The sequence below is a fragment of the Haloarcula pellucida genome (assembly GCF_014647235.1).
In the GTDB taxonomy this organism is placed as follows: domain Archaea; phylum Halobacteriota; class Halobacteria; order Halobacteriales; family Haloarculaceae; genus Haloarcula; species Haloarcula pellucida.
Genome location: NZ_BMOU01000006.1, coordinates 110,950 through 127,127, shown reverse-complemented (window position 1 = coordinate 127,127; position 16,178 = coordinate 110,950). Strand labels below are relative to the sequence as shown.

The 16,178-nt window shown below is 67.2% G+C and carries 19 protein-coding genes; 3 read left to right on the top strand and 16 right to left on the bottom strand.

All coding sequences use genetic code 11. The annotated features are described in order from the left end of the window. Positions 1–5 precede the first annotated feature (5 nt). Both IEY28_RS17360 and IEY28_RS17355 read left to right on the top strand, forming a co-directional pair. Positions 6–854: a DUF7093 family protein gene (locus tag IEY28_RS17360; RefSeq protein ID WP_189000885.1), complete on the top strand. Its 849-nt coding sequence runs from the start codon at positions 6–8 to the stop codon at positions 852–854. 38 nt (positions 855–892) lie between these two features. Continuing rightward, positions 893–1,285 carry a DUF5611 family protein gene (locus IEY28_RS17355; protein WP_166968327.1) on the top strand — a complete coding sequence of 131 codons (393 nt, stop codon included), beginning with the start codon at positions 893–895 and terminating at the stop codon, positions 1,283–1,285. A gap of 213 nt (positions 1,286–1,498) precedes the next feature. On the opposite strand, the gene IEY28_RS17350 is transcribed toward IEY28_RS17355, so the two are convergent. The 4 genes from IEY28_RS17350 to IEY28_RS17335 form a co-directional block, all read right to left on the bottom strand. Beyond that, the gene (locus IEY28_RS17350; protein ID WP_396275520.1) at positions 1,499–2,284 is read right to left on the bottom strand and encodes an ABC transporter permease; all 786 of its coding nucleotides are present in this window, start codon (positions 2,282–2,284) and stop codon (positions 1,499–1,501) included. A gap of 74 nt (positions 2,285–2,358) precedes the next feature. Further along, positions 2,359–3,303 (bottom strand): ABC transporter ATP-binding protein, encoded by a 945-nt coding sequence (locus IEY28_RS17345; RefSeq protein WP_189000879.1) that lies wholly within the window; start codon positions 3,301–3,303, stop codon positions 2,359–2,361. Between the two features lie 66 nt (positions 3,304–3,369). Then, positions 3,370–3,729 (bottom strand): cell division protein SepF, encoded by a 360-nt coding sequence (locus tag IEY28_RS17340; RefSeq protein ID WP_166968324.1) that lies wholly within the window; start codon positions 3,727–3,729, stop codon positions 3,370–3,372. Positions 3,730–3,790: 61 nt separating this feature from the next. After that, a complete protein-coding gene (locus IEY28_RS17335; RefSeq protein WP_189000876.1) occupies positions 3,791–4,270 on the bottom strand; it encodes an RNA-binding protein in 480 nt (159 codons plus the stop codon). A 102-nt stretch (positions 4,271–4,372) separates the two neighbouring features. Here IEY28_RS17335 and IEY28_RS17330 point away from each other — a divergent pair, with 102 nt between their 5' ends. Further along, a complete protein-coding gene (locus IEY28_RS17330) occupies positions 4,373–5,284 on the top strand; it encodes a cobalamin-binding protein (RefSeq protein WP_189000873.1) in 912 nt (303 codons plus the stop codon). Positions 5,285–5,305: 21 nt separating this feature from the next. Here IEY28_RS17330 and ubaA read toward each other — a convergent pair whose 3' ends face one another. The 12 genes from ubaA to IEY28_RS17270 all read right to left on the bottom strand — a co-directional run bounded on the left by ubaA (position 5,306) and on the right by IEY28_RS17270 (position 16,065). Beyond that, a complete protein-coding gene (ubaA, locus tag IEY28_RS17325) occupies positions 5,306–6,127 on the bottom strand; it encodes an SAMP-activating enzyme E1 (RefSeq protein WP_189000870.1) in 822 nt (273 codons plus the stop codon). Between the two features lie 63 nt (positions 6,128–6,190). Then, complete coding sequence (locus tag IEY28_RS17320; protein WP_189000867.1) at positions 6,191–7,177, bottom strand: methyl-accepting chemotaxis protein; 987 nt, start codon at positions 7,175–7,177, stop codon at positions 6,191–6,193. Positions 7,178–7,265: 88 nt separating this feature from the next. Beyond that, complete coding sequence (locus IEY28_RS17315; RefSeq protein ID WP_189000864.1) at positions 7,266–8,765, bottom strand: carboxypeptidase M32; 1,500 nt, start codon at positions 8,763–8,765, stop codon at positions 7,266–7,268. Positions 8,766–8,823: 58 nt separating this feature from the next. Next, positions 8,824–9,909: a M20 family metallopeptidase gene (locus IEY28_RS17310; protein WP_189000859.1), complete on the bottom strand. Its 1,086-nt coding sequence runs from the start codon at positions 9,907–9,909 to the stop codon at positions 8,824–8,826. An 88-nt stretch (positions 9,910–9,997) separates the two neighbouring features. Further along, entirely contained in the window at positions 9,998–10,450 is a 453-nt protein-coding gene (locus tag IEY28_RS17305) for a histidine kinase (protein ID WP_189000857.1), read from the bottom strand. Between the two features lie 173 nt (positions 10,451–10,623). Continuing rightward, complete coding sequence (locus IEY28_RS17300) at positions 10,624–11,313, bottom strand: urease accessory protein UreF (protein ID WP_189000854.1); 690 nt, start codon at positions 11,311–11,313, stop codon at positions 10,624–10,626. Continuing rightward, complete coding sequence (locus IEY28_RS17295; RefSeq protein ID WP_189000851.1) at positions 11,310–11,906, bottom strand: urease accessory protein UreE; 597 nt, start codon at positions 11,904–11,906, stop codon at positions 11,310–11,312. The genes IEY28_RS17300 and IEY28_RS17295 overlap by 4 nt, the downstream gene beginning before the upstream one ends. Next, the gene (locus IEY28_RS17290; RefSeq protein WP_189000848.1) at positions 11,906–12,904 is read right to left on the bottom strand and encodes an urease accessory protein UreD; all 999 of its coding nucleotides are present in this window, start codon (positions 12,902–12,904) and stop codon (positions 11,906–11,908) included. The genes IEY28_RS17295 and IEY28_RS17290 overlap by 1 nt, the downstream gene beginning before the upstream one ends. Beyond that, positions 12,904–13,527 carry an urease accessory protein UreG gene (gene ureG, locus IEY28_RS17285; protein WP_189000845.1) on the bottom strand — a complete coding sequence of 208 codons (624 nt, stop codon included), beginning with the start codon at positions 13,525–13,527 and terminating at the stop codon, positions 12,904–12,906. Before ureG ends, IEY28_RS17290 begins: the two co-directional genes overlap by 1 nt. Further along, positions 13,524–13,898 (bottom strand): urease subunit gamma, encoded by a 375-nt coding sequence (locus IEY28_RS17280; RefSeq protein ID WP_189000842.1) that lies wholly within the window; start codon positions 13,896–13,898, stop codon positions 13,524–13,526. The genes ureG and IEY28_RS17280 overlap by 4 nt, the downstream gene beginning before the upstream one ends. Then, a complete protein-coding gene (gene ureC / locus IEY28_RS17275; RefSeq protein ID WP_189000839.1) occupies positions 13,895–15,601 on the bottom strand; it encodes an urease subunit alpha in 1,707 nt (568 codons plus the stop codon). The genes IEY28_RS17280 and ureC overlap by 4 nt, the downstream gene beginning before the upstream one ends. Continuing rightward, positions 15,598–16,065: an urease subunit beta gene (locus tag IEY28_RS17270; RefSeq protein ID WP_189000836.1), complete on the bottom strand. Its 468-nt coding sequence runs from the start codon at positions 16,063–16,065 to the stop codon at positions 15,598–15,600. Before IEY28_RS17270 ends, ureC begins: the two co-directional genes overlap by 4 nt. Between the last annotated feature and the right edge of the window lie 113 nt (positions 16,066–16,178).

Below are 16,178 nucleotides of genomic sequence, written 5' to 3'. Positions count from 1 at the left end.
TGACAATGGGTCTCAAATGTTCCGTCCTCGGGCACACGTACGGTGAGGCCACCGTCGAGCGCGAGCGCGAAGAACAAGGGAGCGAAGTCGTCATCACCATCCAGGAACGGGAGACCTGCGAACGGTGTGGGAAGACGCGCATCGTCTCCGAGAACAAAGAGGTAACAGCCATCGAGACGCCGTCGGACATCGCTGGCGACATGGTCGACGACGAAGACGAGACGTCGACGGCGGATGCCGACGGTGTCGAGGAAGGGACAGTCGGGGTACCGGACGACGGAGCGACCGACGGGACGGCAGACGAATCGACGGACGAGGTGGACGGCGGACCGGCCAACGAGCCGGCAGAGCCGATGAACGTGGGCGATTCGGCCACCGACATCGTCGACTCCGACGCCGACGACGCGGAGATTCTGGACGACAGCGACGAAGAGGCGGACCGAGGCGGCGACAGTGAACTGGAGAATCCGACGACGGACGTCCACGTCCCCGACGCAGAGGCCGAGGACCCAGTCACCGACGCCGGGGCGGAGGATCCCGAAACGGACGACGCCCTCATCATCGACGGCGAGGACGAGGAATCTCGGTCCGACGACCGCGAACCCGGCCAGTGGCCCGACGAACCGGGCGACGACGGCGACGACTGGACGCCGGAGACGGTACTGGGTGGGGACGACGACACTCACGACTCGGCAGCCGTCGAGTCGGCCGATAGCACCGCTGTGACCGTCCCCGAGGGACAGTTCCAGTGTCCCGAGTGTGGGTTCACCACGGACGTAGAGGCGAGTTCTCTGCGCGCGGGCGACTTCTGTCCGGAGTGCCACAAGGGGTCGCTGGTCACCGACACCGAGTGAACGCAAAGAGTAAGACGGCGCCTCGCAAAACGACGGCCATGCGAGAGTACAAGATGCGACGGGGCGAGCATCTCGAAGACCGCGTCCCGGACATGGAAGCGTTCGTCGAGGAGTACTTCGGTCCGGTCACGGACACCGAAGAACACAACGGCAGTGACCTCCTCGTCGTCGACGACCCCGACAACCCCGTGTTCGAACGGGTCGTCGCCGGCACCGTCGACTACGGGAGCAAGAAGGACAAACTGGCCCTGCACATCGACGAGAAGCCAGCCGAGCAGGTCATCTCCGAGGGCCACGTCGACGCCGCCGAGGACGCCGTCTCGGTCAAGAACGATTTCCTCGAAGAGGCGACGGGTCGAGACGCAAAGGCCCGCCGTGACTCCCTGAAGCGGTCCGTCGAGGACGACGCCGACGCGCCGGACAACGTCTGAGCGAGCAGTGCTGTTTTTCCGGAAACATCAGATCGCCGTCACCCCTAAATACTCTCGTGTCATATGTTCACATACGCCCCACCGGAGGCGCACAAAATATCCGGGCCGCGGCACCGCCGCGTGGTCCGGCACGAAGCCGGGCACCCTGTCATAGTTTGTCCGCCCCGCCGGAGGCGGACCCAATCCGGCATGCCGGGCACGTCCGTCTCGTCTTCAGTCGACCAGTCCGTAGCCACGCTTGACCAGTTCGATGTCGACGAAGATGACGGCGACGGTGAGGCCCGTCAGCACGAACAGGGAGCGGTTCGGCGGGACGGCCACTGCCTCGGGGATGACGCCGTAGCGGACGCCGTTGACCATGTACACCATCGGGTTCAGCAGCGTGACCTGTCGCCAGATGCCCGAGAGCGCAGAGAGGGGGTAGAACACCGCGCCGAAGAACACCAGCGGGCGGATGATGAACTGGTTCATCACCGTCAGGTAGTCGAAGTCACGCGCCCAGAGGCCGCCGATGACGCCGAACGCGGCGAACAGCGTCGGGATGACGAGCGTGAACGCCGCGAGGTAGAACGGGTTCGCGACGGTCACCGGCGTGAAGACGAGGCCGACGCCCCAGATGATGGCGCCGACGACGATACCGCGGAGCGATGAGGCGGCGACGTAGGCAAGCACCATCTCGGTGTGAGACAACGGCGAGGTCAGCACTTCGTGGATGTACTCGTTCCAGCGGCCGTGGAAGATGGAGAACGACGCGTTCTCGAAGGCGTTGGAGATCATCCCCAGCACCACCAGTCCGGGCAGGATGAAGAGAATGTAGCCGGCGCCGCCGAAGGCGTTCGGGTCGTTGCCGCTGATTCGCTCGCCGAGGACGACGCCGAAGACGGTGAAGTACAGTACGTTCGTAATCATCGGCGGGAGGAACGTGTTGCGCGGGCGTCGAACGTAGCGAAGAATCTCGCGGTGCAGAAGCGTCCAGAGGCCGACGAGTCGCGCACGCAGTCCCGTCGGTGCACCGTCGCGGGCGTCGTCGGTCGCCGGGCCCGCACCGTTCGTCCCCACGTCGGTGTCGTGGCTCATGCGGACACCTCCGCGTACTCGCGGTCGTCGCGCGTCAGGTCGACGAACACCTCTTCGAGCGAGGCTCGCCGGATGTCGAGCGACGTGACGTGGTACCCCTGCCGTTCGAGTACTCGAACCAGTTCGGGCGCAGTCTGGCTCCCACCCGCCGCCGTGACGCTGAGGCCGTCGTCAGTCACCGCAACGTCGGTGACGCCGTCGACGGCGAGTCTCGGTGCGGACCGTGGTGGGTCGGCCAGACCGAGGTCGATGGTGTCGGTGCCTCTCGACATCAGCTCGTCGGGCGAGGCCACCTCTACCTTGCTCCCCGAGTCCACGATAGCGACCCGGTCACAGAGGCGTTCGGCCTCCTCGATGTAGTGCGTCGTCAGCAGGATGGTCGTGCCGGCGTCGTTCATCCGGTTGATGATGTCCCAGAGGTCGTGGCGCAACTGGACGTCGACGCCGGCCGTGGGTTCGTCCAGAATCAGCAGGTCCGGGTTCGAGACGAGGGCGCGGGCGAGGACGAACCGCCGTTTCATCCCGCCGGAGAGCCAGTCGAATCGGGTGTCCCGCTTGTCCCAGATGCCGACGGTCTTCAGCGCCTCTTCGGCGCGTCGGTGGGCCTCTTTGCTTCCGATGCCGTGGTAGCCGGCCTTGTGTTCGAGAACTTCGATAATGGGGAAAAAGCGGTCGACGTTGAACTCCTGTGGTGCCAGTCCGATTCGGTCGCGGGCCGCTCGGTAGTCGTCCTCGACGTCGAAACCGAACACTTCGGCGTCCCCGCCGTCTTTGTGGACGAGGCCGACCAGCGTGTTGATGAACGTCGTCTTGCCCGCGCCGTTGGGCCCGAGGAGACCGAAGAACTCGCCGCGGTCGACGGTCAGGTCCAATCCGTCGAGGGCCTGTACGTCACCGTAGTTTTTTCGTAAGTTTCGGGCGCGTATCGCCGGTTCTGTCATTACTGACCCTACCCGGCGGACACCGAAAAGGACGTTGAACGCGGCGGGTCAGAAGAGAGACGGCACCTACCGACCGAGGCGTTCGCGGGCGATACCGACGCCGGCGGGGGTGATGATGAGTTGGTCGTCGTCCTTCTGGACGATGTCGCCGCCGACCTCGTTGGCGACCTGTTTGAGTTCGTCGCTGATGTGTTCCATCGTCCGGTCCTGCGTCGAGTGGCGCGTGATGTCGGCGATGACCACGTCGCCATCGTAGACGGCGTCTTTGATCTCGATGACGTCCTGCTTGTCGCTGATGCGGGCGATGCGGACCTGTCGCTCGGTCTCGGCACCCGACGCATCGAAGTCGTCCGCGTTCAGTTCGACGTAATCCTCGGTCTTCCGGGAGTTGCCCGACTCGCCGAGAATCTTGCTCATGAGTCCCATGTGCCCCACGGCGGGCGCTACCCGTTTCAACTTTTCGTCAGACGGGATTTCGTCGCGGATCTCACACCGAGAACTCGAACAGGTCGTCGCCGACGTGGTGGATAGACTCGACGACCTTGCCCGAGTCGCCGACCATGTCGTCGCCGTCGGTCTTCGCACGCCCGATAGCGAGGAACTTCCCGTGGGACTCCTCGTTGATGGCGACGAGGTCGCCCGAACTGATGTCGTCGTCGGCCTCGGTGATGCCGGGCCGCATGATGTCTGCGCCGTCCGAGACGAAGGAGATGGCGCCGGTGTCGACGGTGACGACGTGTTTCTGGGGTGGGTGAGCGTTCGCGCCCTCGACGGTGAGGAACGGTTCGCTGTCGATATACAGCACGAGGGGGTCGCCGTCGACGAGGACGACGTCCCAGTCGCTGTCCTCGAACTCGACCTTCTCGAAGGTGTCGGCGTCGAGTTCGACGCCGAGGTTGTCAGAAAGCGCCGTCGCGATGGCATCGACCTCGTCCGAGCGGAGGTGGTGCCGCGATTTGACGTTCATACGAGCGTCTGCGGGGTCACGGACGGTAAGCGTAACGAAGGATTAGTGTGACCGGGACGGCCGCGAGGGGAGCCTTTAGACCCGGCGGGCCGTAGCGGGCGTATGCGCGTCGTCACGCTACTGCCGTCCGCGACGGAGATCGTCTACGCCCTCGGCGTCGAACCGGTCGGCGTCTCACACGAGTGTGACTACCCGCCGGCGGCCCGCGAGCGACCGTCGGTCAACCGCTCCCGTGTCGACCCGGAGGCCTCCAGCAGCGAGATTAACGAACAGGTCGCAGACGCCGAGTCCGGCGACGGCGTCTACGCCATCGACCGCGAGACGCTGGCCGCCGTCGACCCCGACGTAATCGTCACGCAGGGCGTCTGTGACGTCTGTGCCGTCGACCACGTGCTGGTGGCGGAGGCGGTCGAGGACCTCGGACTCGACGCCGAGGTGCTGACGCTGGACGTCCACAGCCTCGACGACCTCTTCGGCTCCATCCACCGCGTCGGCGCGGCCATCGGTCGTGACGAGGCGGCGACCGACCTCGTGGCGACCCTCCGCCAGCGAGTCGCCGCCGTCGAGACGACGGCCGCACGAGCGAGCGAGACGCCCAGCGTGGCCGTCCTCGACTGGCTGGATCCGGTGATGGTGGCCGGCCACTGGGTTCCCGAGATGGTCGAGAAAGCGGGCGGCGTCTACGGGATGGCCGAGCGCGGTGCCCACTCCCGGCCGCGCGAGTGGGAGGAAGTGCGAGAGTACGACCCCGACGTACTGGTGGCGGCGCCGTGTGGCTTCGACGTCAATCAGACCCGGGAGAACCTCGCGGACCTGACCGAACGGCCGGGGTTCGACGAACTCACAGCCGTTCGGGAGGGTCGGGCCTACGTCGTGGACGGCCACCACTACGTCAACCGCTCGGGGCCGCGACTGGTGGACACGCTGGAGTTCCTCGCGGCGCTCTGTCACCCGGACCTGTTCGACGCGCCGCCGCGAGACGCGGTGCAGGAACTGCCGTCGCTCCGTGCCTGAGAGGGTCGCGACGGAACCAGTCTACTCCGCTGGCAGCGAACAGCGACCCTCGTAGGTTGCCTCGTCGATACTCCCGATAGCCGGGTCGTCGCCACACACCGGGCAGTCCGGGTTCGGGGCGACGGGCACCTCGTCGACGGTCATCTCGGCGGCGTCGTAGGCCAGTAGCCGCCCGTCGAGCGGTTCGCCGTAGTCCATCGCGAGTTTGACGACTTCCGTCGCCTGGATACAGCCGATGGTGCCGGGGAGGACGCCGAGGACGCCCGCCGTCGCGCAGTCGGGGACGGTGCCCGCTGGCGGTGCCTCTGGGAACAGACAGCGGTAACACGGCCCCTCGCCGTCGCCCGTGAACGTCGTCACTTGCCCCTCGAACCGGAAGATAGCGCCGTGGGAGAAGGGGATGCCCGAGAGGGTGCAGGCGTCGTTGACGAGAAAGCGCGTCTCGAAGTTGTCCGAGGCGTCGACGACGATGTCGTAGTCGGTCACGAGGTCCCTGACGTTCTCTTTCGAGAGGCGAACCTCGTGGGTGTCGACGGTCACGTCGGGGTTCAGACCGGTGACGAACTCGCGGGCGCTGTCGACTTTCGGCCGGCCGATGTCGTCGTCGCGATGAATGACCTGTCGCTGGAGGTTCGAGCGCTCGACGACGTCGTCGTCGACGACGCCCAGTCGTCCGATGCCGGCCGCCGCGAGGTACTGCAGGACCGGCGAACCGAGGCCGCCAGCACCGACGACGAGCACCGACGAGTCAAGCAGTGCCGCCTGCCCCTCCGGCCCCACGTCGTCCATGATGATGTGACGGGAGTAGCGGTCGAGTTGCTCGGGGTCTAAGTCCGGTCGCATAGTGGAGGGTTGACCCCGAGGGAGGATAAACGACGGGATGGGAACGCCGTGTAACGAGGGCGATCAGTTGTTCCGCTGGAGGTCGGCGACGAGGTCGTCCATCTTCCCGTTGATGCTGGCAATCTGGTCGGTCTGCTCCGCTGCCTCATCGGCTATGTCCGCCGTCGAGTTCGCTATCTCCTCGGCGGCGTCGGTCGCCTGATCGATCATGCTGGCGACCTCTTCGGTCGACGCCGCTTGCTCGTCAGTCGCCGTCGCCACCTCCTCGATACCGTGGTTGACCTCGCGGACGGCGTCGTCGATGTCCGAGAGAATCTCCGTCGACTCCTCGACCGTCTCGATGCCGTCGTCTATCTCCTCGTTGCTCGCTTCGAGACTCTCGACGGCGTTCTCCGTGTCGTCTTGAATCCCGTCGATCATCTCCTCGATGGTGGTCGCCTGGTCCTGGGACTCCTCGGCGAGGCTCTTGACCTCGTCGGCGACGACGGCGAACCCCTCCCCGGCCTCACCGGCACGTGCGGCCTCGATAGAGGCGTTCAGCGCCAGCATGTTCGTCTGGTCGGCGATGTCGTTGATGACTTCGACGATCTCGTCTATCTCCTGAACGCCCTGCTGGATGGTCCGGACGTCCTCGGCGACGCTGTCGGCGGCCCGCTGGATCCGTTCCATCGCCTCGTGGACGTCTTCTGCGTTGCCCTGTCCACGTTCGGCGAGTTCCGTGGCCTCACGAGTCGCCGCCGACACCTCCTCGGAGGAGGACGCGATCTCCTCGACAGAGGCCGAGAGGTTCGACACCTCGTTGGCGATTTCGGACATCCCCTCGTACTGCTCGGCCGTCCGCTCTCGGATGTCGGCCGACTCGGTCGCGATTTCGACCGAGGAGTCCTCCAGTTCGGCGATGAGTGTCTGTATCTCGCTCGCGGTGTCGTGGTCGTAACCGGCCCGTCTGTCGATGTTCTCGGCGATATCGGCGTCGATGTCGTCGTCGATGTCCCCGTCGACGCCCGTCTCCGTTGCAACTCCCGTGTCTCCGTGGCTACTGTCGCCCATCTGTGAATTGTAATTCGAATACGCACTGAAAAAGACGATACCCAATAGAATCAAAAACGAAAACGCGAGCGTTCGAGGAGCGGGGTGCTCAGCAGTCGTAGAGGTCGCGGTACTTCGCGTCGGCGTAGTCGAGGAAGTAGTCGGCGGTGAACGACTCGCCCGTCGCTTCCTGCACGAGGTCGTCCGTCTCGTAGCGGGCACCGTGGCGGTGGACGTTCTCGGTCAACCAGTCGTGAATCGGATCGAAGTCCCCCTCGCGGACGAGCGAGTCCACGTCGCCCACGTCTTCTCGGAGGTGGTGGTCCAACTGGGCAGCCAGCACCGACCCGAGCGTGTAGGTGGGGAAGTACCCCAGCGCGCCGTTGGTCCAGTGGATGTCCTGCAGACAGCCCTCGGCGTCGGTGTCCGGGCGGACCCCGAGGTACTCCTCCATCTTGTCGTTCCAGACTTCGGGGACGTCCTCGACGGCGAGGTCACCGCGGATCAGGTCGCGCTCTATCTCGAACCGGAGGACGATGTGCATGTGGTAGGTCAACTCGTCTGCCTCGACCCGGATGAGGTTGTCCTCGTACACTTCGTTGGCGGCCTCGTAGAACTCCCGCGGCGTCGCGTCGATACCCAGATGCTCGTTGGCAGTGTCGGTAAAGAGGTCCCAGAACGGCTGTGAGCGGCCGATATGGTTCTCCCAGAAGCGCGACTGGGACTCGTGGACAGAGAGGTCGCGGTTGTCGCCCAGCGGCGTCCCGTAGGCCTCTTGGGGCAGCCCGAGCGTGTAGGTGGCGTGGCCGAACTCGTGGATGGTCGAGCCGATGGCGTCCATCGGGTCGTCGGGCTTGAACCGCGTCGTCACGCGGGCGTCGAACTGCGTCCCCGTCGAGAACGGGTGCGGGGCGGTGTCGAGGCGGCCGTGGTCCCAGTCGTACCCGAGCGTGTCCAGCGCTTCCTCGACGAGGGCGTGCTGGTCGTCCTCGTCGTAAGTCCCCTCGAAGGGGTCTGCGAGCGTCACGTCGCTGTCGGCGACGTCGTCGACGAGCGGGACCAGTTCGTCGCGCAACTGGGTCAGCACGTCTTCGGCCGTGTCGATGCCGAGATACGGTTCGTACTCCTCGAAGAGGACTTCGTAGGGGTCCCGGTCGGGGTCGATTGCCTCGGCGTACTCCCGCCGGAGTTCGACCATCTCTTCGAGCGTATCGGCGTACATCTCGAAGTCGTCCTCGGCCTTGGCCTCCTCCCAGACGGGGAGGGCGTTCGAAGAGGCCTCCGAGATGCGCTCGACGAGGTCGGCGGGGACCTTCACCGCTCGCTCGTGGTCCCGGCGGACCTCGCGAACGACGGCTTCCTGTTCGGGGTCCAGATCGGCGTCCTCCAGTTCGTCCAGCCACTCCCCCAACTGGTCGTCGGTCAGCAGGTCGTGGTGGAGCGTCGAGAGGGCAGAAGACTGCTTGGCGCGGGCGGGTGTGCCGCCGCTGGGCATCATCACCTGCTGGTCCCACTGGAGGACCCCGCCGGCGTCGGAGACGTAGTGGAGGCGCTTGACGTGGTCGAGGAACTGCTCGTAGGTCGACTCTGTCTCGCTAGCTGTTGCCATATCCCCCCGTTGGGTCGGCGCTCCTAAAGGGACAGCGTAGGCGGAAATCTGTCGCCGGCTACGCCAGCCACGACTCGACGACGCTCTCGTAGATGCGCTGGCACCGCTCTAGCACGTCGACCGAGACGCTCTCGTCGGCGGTGTGGGCCTCGCCGGGTTCGGCCGCGCCGACGACGACGCAGTCCGTTCCGACGTCGGCCAGCCACCCCGCATCGGTCGCGTGGGGTTTGACGACCTGTTCGGGGGCGCCGTCCTGGGCGTCGGCGGCGGCGTCGCAGACGGCGTCGGCGAAGTCGGCGTCGCCGCAGGCCATCGGTGGCAGGTCCTGGTCCACGCGCCATGAGACGCCCTCGATGTCCTCGACGCGGTCCAGCGGCGCGCGCTCGCCCGGGACGGTCCGCTCGTCGACCGTCGCCTCGCAGCGCTCGGGAACGACGTTCCACGCCGACCCACCGTCGATTTCGGTGACGGCGACGCTTCCGGACAGTTCGTGGCCAAGCACCTCGGTCGACGGGAAGTCGAGGCCTCGTACCACGTCGACGGCGTCCGTCGCGCGGTAGATGGCGTTCTCGCCGGCGTCGGGTTCGCTGGCGTGGGCCGCAGTTCCCTCGGCGACGATGGTCGACCCGCGACGGCCTTTGTGGGCGACGGCCACGTCGGTGACCCCCGGCGCGGAGTAGCCCGTCGACCCCTCGCCGACGACGGCGTAGTCCACCCGAAAGCCGTCCTCGATGGCGGCCCGACAGCCGACGCCGCCCTGTTCCTCGCCGGCGAAGGAGGCGAAGACGAGTTCGTCCTCGGCGGGCGCGTCGGCCGCCGCGAACGCCAGCATCGCCGCCGCGACGCTCCCCTTCATGTCGGCACTGCCCCGACCGTGGATGCGGCCCTCGCGTCTTTCGACGACGTACGACCCGTCGGCGTCCACCTGTGACTCGTCCGGCGGGACGACGTCGTGGTGGCCGACGAGGGCGAGCGATTCGCCGCTCCCCGGTCCCTTCTGAGCGATAACGTTGCCGTGGTCGTCGTGTTCGACGGCGGCGTCGGTGTGGTCCCGGAGCCACGAGGCGACGAACTCGCCGGCGGCCGACTCGTCCTCGTGGCTCGGGATGGCGACCAGTTCCTCCGTGAGGTCGGCGACGTGCATACGCAGTCGTCACCCGCTAGAGGTTTGGGTCTTGCTGGAAACGGAGAACGGCGTCGCAGAATCGTCCTGCCGACAGCCACCGGTTGTCTCAGCGAAGCACCGCGTAGGCCACGCCCAACACGCCGCCGTAGACGGCGTGCCACAGCAGACTCGGCACCGCGAAGTTCGGGAACGGCGGCGCCATCGGGAACCCGACGGCGCTCAGCCAGACGGGCATCACGAGGGCGGCGAGTGCGACCCACGTGACGACGCCCCAGAGGACGCCCAGTCCGACCGTCGCGCCCGTCGACCGGCCGACCAGATCAGATTCGACGAGCGCCGCGAAGACGACGCCGAGGACGGCGCCGTGGGCGAGATGAACCGTCCACCCCGCGACACCTCCCGAGAGACCGTAGAGGCCGGGAATCGCACCTTTCAGGACCGCCGCGTTCATCACGGAGATGAGTACCGCCATCACTGTCGCACCGCCGATACCACCGGCGACACCGGCCTGCCAGTCGTCTAGCACGAGTCCGGTGTCGGTCGCAGTCTGTGTTGCCATTGCGTCTCCGGGTGCTCGCGGATATCGCAAATAGTCGACTTGAGAGCGTGCCCGACGTACACAGCCCCGGAAAGTTGACAAGGGAGACCGGCGGGCAGTCGGCCGTTTCTGTGTGGTGACGATAGGCACACGCGCGCCCCATCAGAGATATCAATTTCGGATACTGAGACCGTTCAGCTCGCGAACAGCCGCCGCTCGGCCCGTTCGTGGTCGGCGGCGAGGACGTCGACCAGCGGCGCGAAGGGCGTCATGTCGTCTATCGAGCGTCCCGCGCTGTCGTCGGCGGCCTCGGCCATCACCGGTCGCAGGTCGTCCAGAATCCGCTGGGCGTCGGTGTGGCCCAGCGAGAGGAGGCGCTGGGCCGCGCCGAGTAATCCGGTGACGAAGCCGTGACAGCACAGCAGGCAGGCCTGCCGAACGTCGATGCCGGCCAGTCCGGTAGCGACGCCGAGGACGACGGCGTAGTTGCCCGGCGCGTCGTCGGCGGCGACGCTCTCGGCGTACCGCTCCAGCAGGTCGTCGTCACGCAACTCCCGTTGGAGCGACAGCAGGCGGTCGCCGGACTGCTGGGCACTCTCGCGGAACTCCGCGGCCAGCGTCACCGCGGCGAGGCGCCGGTCGGCCGCGCAGATGGCGTCGATATCGTCCTCGCTGGCGGCGGCGTGGGCCGCACGGAGCGCCACCAGTTCGGCCGGGCCGACTTGCCGCCGGAGGTACGTTTCGAGGAGCGCTTCGAGGTCGTCGGCGTCGGTCACTCGGTCGTCGGCGACGAACTGTTCGAGTCCGTAGGAGACGGTGTAGGTGCCGACCGGGAGGAAGGAGTCGGCCAGTCGGAACGCCTCGAGAGTCGCGTCGTCGCTCATCGGTCCGCTCCGTCGATAGTCCGGACGCCGTGGTCGTGGGTGTGCGAGTGCGCGCCCTCGTCGTGGCTGTGGGAGTCGTCACCGTGGCTGTGCGAGTGGCCGTCGCTCCCGTGACTGTGGTCGGGGTCGGCGTCGTCGAACGTCGTCGGCGGCACGGACTCGAAGCGCGTCTCGACACCCTCGGGCAGGTCGTCACCGACGGCGGCCAGCATCCGCTCGCGGGTGTCCGGCACCGGGAACAGCGCCTCGCCGTCGCGCATCGCGAGGTCCCAGTGGCGGTTGCCCAGCGCGTGGCCCAGTTCCAGCGCCGCCGTCGGCGAGACGTCGCCGTCGGCGAACGAGAGCACCAGCGCCTCGATAGCGGCGAGTTCGACCACGAGGAGGGTGCCGTCGTCGGTTTCGAGGACGTCGCCGTCGGCGAGGTCACGGGCGACGACGATGCCGACGTCCTCGCCCTCGGTCGACTCGGTGCGAACCCGAGAGCGCTGTCGCTCGGTGTCCGAGAGGACCACGCGGACGGGGTCGGCGTCGGCCAGTCGGGCCGCGAGGTCGGCGTCCTCGCCGTGGCCCAGATACGTCTCCGCGACCAGCATCAGTACTTCCTCCCCGAGGGCGCGGGTGCGTCGAGCAGGTCCCGACGAGCGTCGTCCCACGCGGCGTGGAGCGTCGACTGGACCGTCTCGGCCCGGTCGGCCAGTGCGCGCACGGCGACGCCGGCCCCGTTCGGGAGTGCGGTCGCGCCGGCCCGTGCGTCCGCGTCGGTGACCGTCTCGTGCAGGGCGTCCGAGAGCGCCGCGGCGTCGCTGTCGGGCGCGACGACGAACAAGGTCCCGTAGACGGTGAACTCACCGAGGACGCCCGGTGCCGTCGGATCTCCGTCGGCGGGCGTGAGATGGGTCGCGTCCTCGAAGAGGAGGCCATCCGGTCCCTCGGCGCGGACCCGTGAGAGGTACCGCTCGAACTCGAATCGCTCGCCGCGGGCGAGGCGTCCGGGCACGACGACGTCGGCGAGGACTGCCGTCGCTCCGGCGTCGAGGTCCAGCGTCAGGTCCTGATAGTACCGCGAGTCGGCGTGCAGGATGGTCGGTTCCGGCACGTAGTCGAGGTGGCCGCCGGGACCGACCGAGAGCGTCGTGTCGGCGGCGGCGTAGTTGGCGTTCATCGACTGCACCTTCGTGGAACTCTGGGTGGAGACGTGGGCGACGGCGTCGTCCTCGACGGCGATGGTCACGTCGTGGCGGTCCCCCTGTGCGATACCCCCCGTGGGCGACTGGAGGAACACCGTCTCGGCCGCGGGATGGGGGTCGTGGCCCAGCGTCCCCGAGACGTGGAACGGCACCGTCGCGTAGTCGTGGACGAGTTTCGTCCCGTCGCTGGTCGGCGCGAAGCGGAGTTCGAGGACGCCGTCCTTGCCCGGCGCGCCGACGGCGGCCTGCGGCGGCGACTCGGCGGCGTAGGCCTCGAAAGACGGGTGTGGAGCATCGGTGTCGGTCGCGTCGTCTGCCGGGTCCTCGGCGTCTCGCTCCGCCCGTGCCTGTGGTTCGTCCTCGCCGTCTCGCTCCGCTCGCGCCTCCGGCGCGTCCGTCGCCATCAGGCGAACAACACCCCCTCGCGGACGTGTTCGAGCACCTCGTCGACGCCCTCCTCGGCCTTGCAGTTGGTGAAGACGAACGGCCCCTCCCGGACCTCGCGGGCGTCCCGTTCCATCAGGTCGAGGTCGGCGCCGACGTGGGGTGCGAGGTCGGTCTTGTTCACCACCAGCAAGTCGCAGTCGACGACGCCGGGACCGCGCTTTCGGGGGATGTCGTCGCCCTCCGCGACCGAGATGACGTACAGCGAGTAGTCCGCGAGTTCGGGGTTGAACGTCGCAGCGAGGTTGTCCCCGCCACTCTCGACGAGGACCAAGTCGAGGTCCGGGTGGTCGGCGAGGAACGCGTCTATCTGCTGGAGGTTCATCGACGGGTCCTCGCGGATGCCGGTGTGCGGGCAGGCGCCCGTCTCGACGCCAGCGACAAGGTCCTCGGGGACGACGCCGGCAAAGCGCTCGCGCAGGCGGTCGGCGTCCTCCTGTGTGAGGATGTCGTTGGCGATGACGCCCACGTCCAGTCCCTCCTCGCGGAGGCGCGGGACGAGTTCCGTGAGCAGCGAGGTCTTTCCGGACCCGACCGGGCCGCCGATACCGACCGTCGCGACGTCGCGGTGGGTCAGACTCATGATTGGTCACCCTCGCCGCCGTCCGCGGCCGTCTCCTCGCTCTCGGCCTCGGCCGTTCCCACGCTATCCGAGCGGATGGGGTCGTGGACCGTGACGAGTTTCGTCCCGTCGGGGAACACCGGTTCGACCTGAATCATGTCGATCATCTCCGGGACGCCCTCCATCACGTCCTCGCGGCCCAGCAGTTGAGAGGCGCCGGAGCGAATCTCGGCGACCGACTGGCCGTCACGGCCCCGTTCGATACACCAGTCGCTGATGTAGGCGACGGCCTCGGGGTGATTCAGCGGGACGCCGCGCTCCTTGCGGCGTCGCGCGATCTCTGCGGCGGTGAAGACGGTGAGTCGTTCCTGCTCTTTAGCTGTGAGTTTCATAGCATGTACCGCTGTGCGAGTGGCAGTTCGGAGGACGGTTCGCAGGTGACGTGTTCGCCGTCGACCTGTACCTCGAACGTCTCGGGGTCGACCTCGATGTCGTCGGGACAGTAGTCGTTGTACACCATGTCGTCCTTGCCGGGCGTGCGGGTGCCCTCCACGGGGACGACGGGGGTGTCGAGGCCGTACTCTTCGCCAACGCCGCGTTCGGCGGCGGCCGGCGAGACGAACGAGAGCGAGAGCGCGTGTTTGGCCTTGCCGACGGCCCCGGCGCGTTCTCGCTGGACGATGGGTTCACAGGTCATCAGCGACCCGTTGGCCTCGCCCATCTCCGAGTGGACGGGGAACCCACCTTTGAACGTCATCGCGGGCTTGATACCGAAGAACGCGGGGTCCCACAGCACCACGTCGGCCATCTTGCCGGGTTCGAGCGTCCCGACGTACGGTTCGATGCCGGCCGAGATGGCGGGGTTGACGGTGTACTTCGCGATATAGCGTTTGATGCGGAAGTTGTCGGCGCCGGTCCCCTCGTCCTCGGGGAGGGGGCCGCGCTGGGACTTCATCTTCGAGGCCGTCTGCCACGTCCGCGGGACGAGTTCGGCCATCCGGCCCATCGCCTGTGAGTCGGTGGTCATCATCGAGATGGCGCCCATGTCGTGGAGGACGTCCTCGGCGGCGATGGTCTCCGCGCGCACGCGGGACTCGGCGAAGGCCACGTCTTCGGGCACGTCGGGGTTCAGATGGTGACACACCATCACCATGTCCAGGTGTTCGTCGAACGTGTTGTCGGTGTACGGCATCGAGGGGTTCGTCGACGAGGGTAGCATGTTCGGTTGGCCGACCATCTCCATGATGTCGGGGGCGTGGCCCCCGCCGGCGCCCTCGATGTGGAACAGGTGCATCGTCCGGCCGTCGACGGCGTCGAAGGTGTTCTCGACGAACCCGGCCTCGTTCAGCGTGTCCGTGTGCATGCAGACCTGCACGTCCTCCTCCTCGGCGACGTCCAGACACGTGTCGATGGCCTCTGGCATCGACCCCCAGTCCTCGTGGAGTTTCAGGGTGCAGGCCCCGGCCTCGATCTGCTCGCGTAGCGGTTCCGGGTCCGAGGCGTTGCCCTTGCCGTAGAACCCGACGTTGACCGGCCACGCCTCGGCGGCTTGCAGGTGTCGTTTGACGTTCTCGGGACCGGTCGTACAGGTGGTCGCGCCGCCGCCGTAGCCGCCGCCGAGCATCGTCGTGATGCCGCCCGAGAGGGCGTGTTCGTGGAGTTGCGCGGAGTTCCAGTGGACGTGGATGTCCAGCGCCCCGGCGGTCGCAATCTTCCCCTCGCAGGGGTAGACGTCCGTCGACGGGCCGACGACCATGTCGACGCCGTCCATCGTGTCCGGGTTGCCGGCCTTCCCGATGCCCGCTATCTCGCCGTTTCTGATGCCGATGTCGGCGGCGATAATCCCGAGGACGGGGTCGATGATCGTCGCGTTGGTCAGCACCCAGTCCATGGCGCCCTCCTCCTGTGTGACGCCGGGGGCCTGTCCGAGTCCGTCCCGTAGGGTCTTCCCGCCGCCGAAGACGGCCTCGTCGCCGTGTGTGCGCAGGTCCTCCTCGACTTCGGCGAACAGTTCGGTGTCACCGAGTCGTACCTTATCGCCCTCCGTCGGACCGTACAGTTCGGCGTAGGCCTCGCGGTCGATGTCGCGGGTCATTCCTCGGCCTCCGCGTCGTCGTCTTCGGCCCCCGTGTCACGGAACCCGGCCGCGCGCAATCGCTCCAGCGCCTCGCTCAGCCTCGTCTCGCGGGTCGCGTTCGCTTCCCGCTCGCTGTCCCGAGGCTCGCTCTCCGAGCGCGCCTCGCTCACACTCCCGTTGACCATCCCGTTCATCCCGTGGGCGACGCGCTTGCCGCCGATGGCGACGAGTTCGACGGTCTGCTCGTCGCCGGGTTCGAACCGGACGGCCGTGCCCGCGGGGATGTTCAGTCGCATCCCGAAGGCCGCGCGGCGGTCGAACGCCAGCGCGGCGTTGGCCTCGAAGAAGTGGAAGTGCGACCCGACCTGAACCGGGCGGTCGCCGGTGTTACCGACGGTCACCTCGACCGTCTCGCGACCCTCGTTCAGCGTCACGGTCCCCTCGCCGGCGACGACTTCGCCGGGAACGAGGCCCTCGGTCACGACGACCCCCGTCCCGTGGTCATTTCCGACTGTTTGTCCAACATATGCGTCCTCGTTTGGACAGCCGTGATAAGCAACTTCCTCTCGGCGCAAATAGCGCCACTCAGTTCTTT

Excerpts from the sequence above, each read along its gene's own strand:
- IEY28_RS17335 (WP_189000876.1), bottom strand. The coding sequence starts at position 4,270 with ATGAACGTCAAATCGCGGCACCACCTCCGCTCGGACGAGGTCGATGCC.
- IEY28_RS17290 (WP_189000848.1), bottom strand. The coding sequence starts at position 12,904 with ATGGCGACGGACGCGCCGGAGGCGCGAGCGGAGCGAGACGGCGAGGAC.
- IEY28_RS17355 (WP_166968327.1), top strand. The coding sequence starts at position 893 with ATGCGAGAGTACAAGATGCGACGGGGCGAGCATCTCGAAGACCGCGTC.
- ureG (WP_189000845.1), bottom strand. The coding sequence starts at position 13,527 with ATGAGTCTGACCCACCGCGACGTCGCGACGGTCGGTATCGGCGGCCCG.
- IEY28_RS17315 (WP_189000864.1), bottom strand. The coding sequence starts at position 8,765 with ATGGCAACAGCTAGCGAGACAGAGTCGACCTACGAGCAGTTCCTCGAC.
- IEY28_RS17360 (WP_189000885.1), top strand. The coding sequence starts at position 6 with ATGGGTCTCAAATGTTCCGTCCTCGGGCACACGTACGGTGAGGCCACC.
- ubaA (WP_189000870.1), bottom strand. The coding sequence starts at position 6,127 with ATGCGACCGGACTTAGACCCCGAGCAACTCGACCGCTACTCCCGTCAC.
- IEY28_RS17295 (WP_189000851.1), bottom strand. The coding sequence starts at position 11,906 with ATGCTGGTCGCGGAGACGTATCTGGGCCACGGCGAGGACGCCGACCTC.
- IEY28_RS17300 (WP_189000854.1), bottom strand. The coding sequence starts at position 11,313 with ATGAGCGACGACGCGACTCTCGAGGCGTTCCGACTGGCCGACTCCTTC.
- IEY28_RS17345 (WP_189000879.1), bottom strand. The coding sequence starts at position 3,303 with ATGACAGAACCGGCGATACGCGCCCGAAACTTACGAAAAAACTACGGT.
- ureC (WP_189000839.1), bottom strand. The coding sequence starts at position 15,601 with ATGACCCGCGACATCGACCGCGAGGCCTACGCCGAACTGTACGGTCCG.
- IEY28_RS17330 (WP_189000873.1), top strand. The coding sequence starts at position 4,373 with ATGCGCGTCGTCACGCTACTGCCGTCCGCGACGGAGATCGTCTACGCC.
- IEY28_RS17280 (WP_189000842.1), bottom strand. The coding sequence starts at position 13,898 with ATGAAACTCACAGCTAAAGAGCAGGAACGACTCACCGTCTTCACCGCC.
- IEY28_RS17305 (WP_189000857.1), bottom strand. The coding sequence starts at position 10,450 with ATGGCAACACAGACTGCGACCGACACCGGACTCGTGCTAGACGACTGG.
- IEY28_RS17340 (WP_166968324.1), bottom strand. The coding sequence starts at position 3,729 with ATGGGACTCATGAGCAAGATTCTCGGCGAGTCGGGCAACTCCCGGAAG.
- IEY28_RS17310 (WP_189000859.1), bottom strand. The coding sequence starts at position 9,909 with ATGCACGTCGCCGACCTCACGGAGGAACTGGTCGCCATCCCGAGCCAC.
- IEY28_RS17320 (WP_189000867.1), bottom strand. The coding sequence starts at position 7,177 with ATGGGCGACAGTAGCCACGGAGACACGGGAGTTGCAACGGAGACGGGC.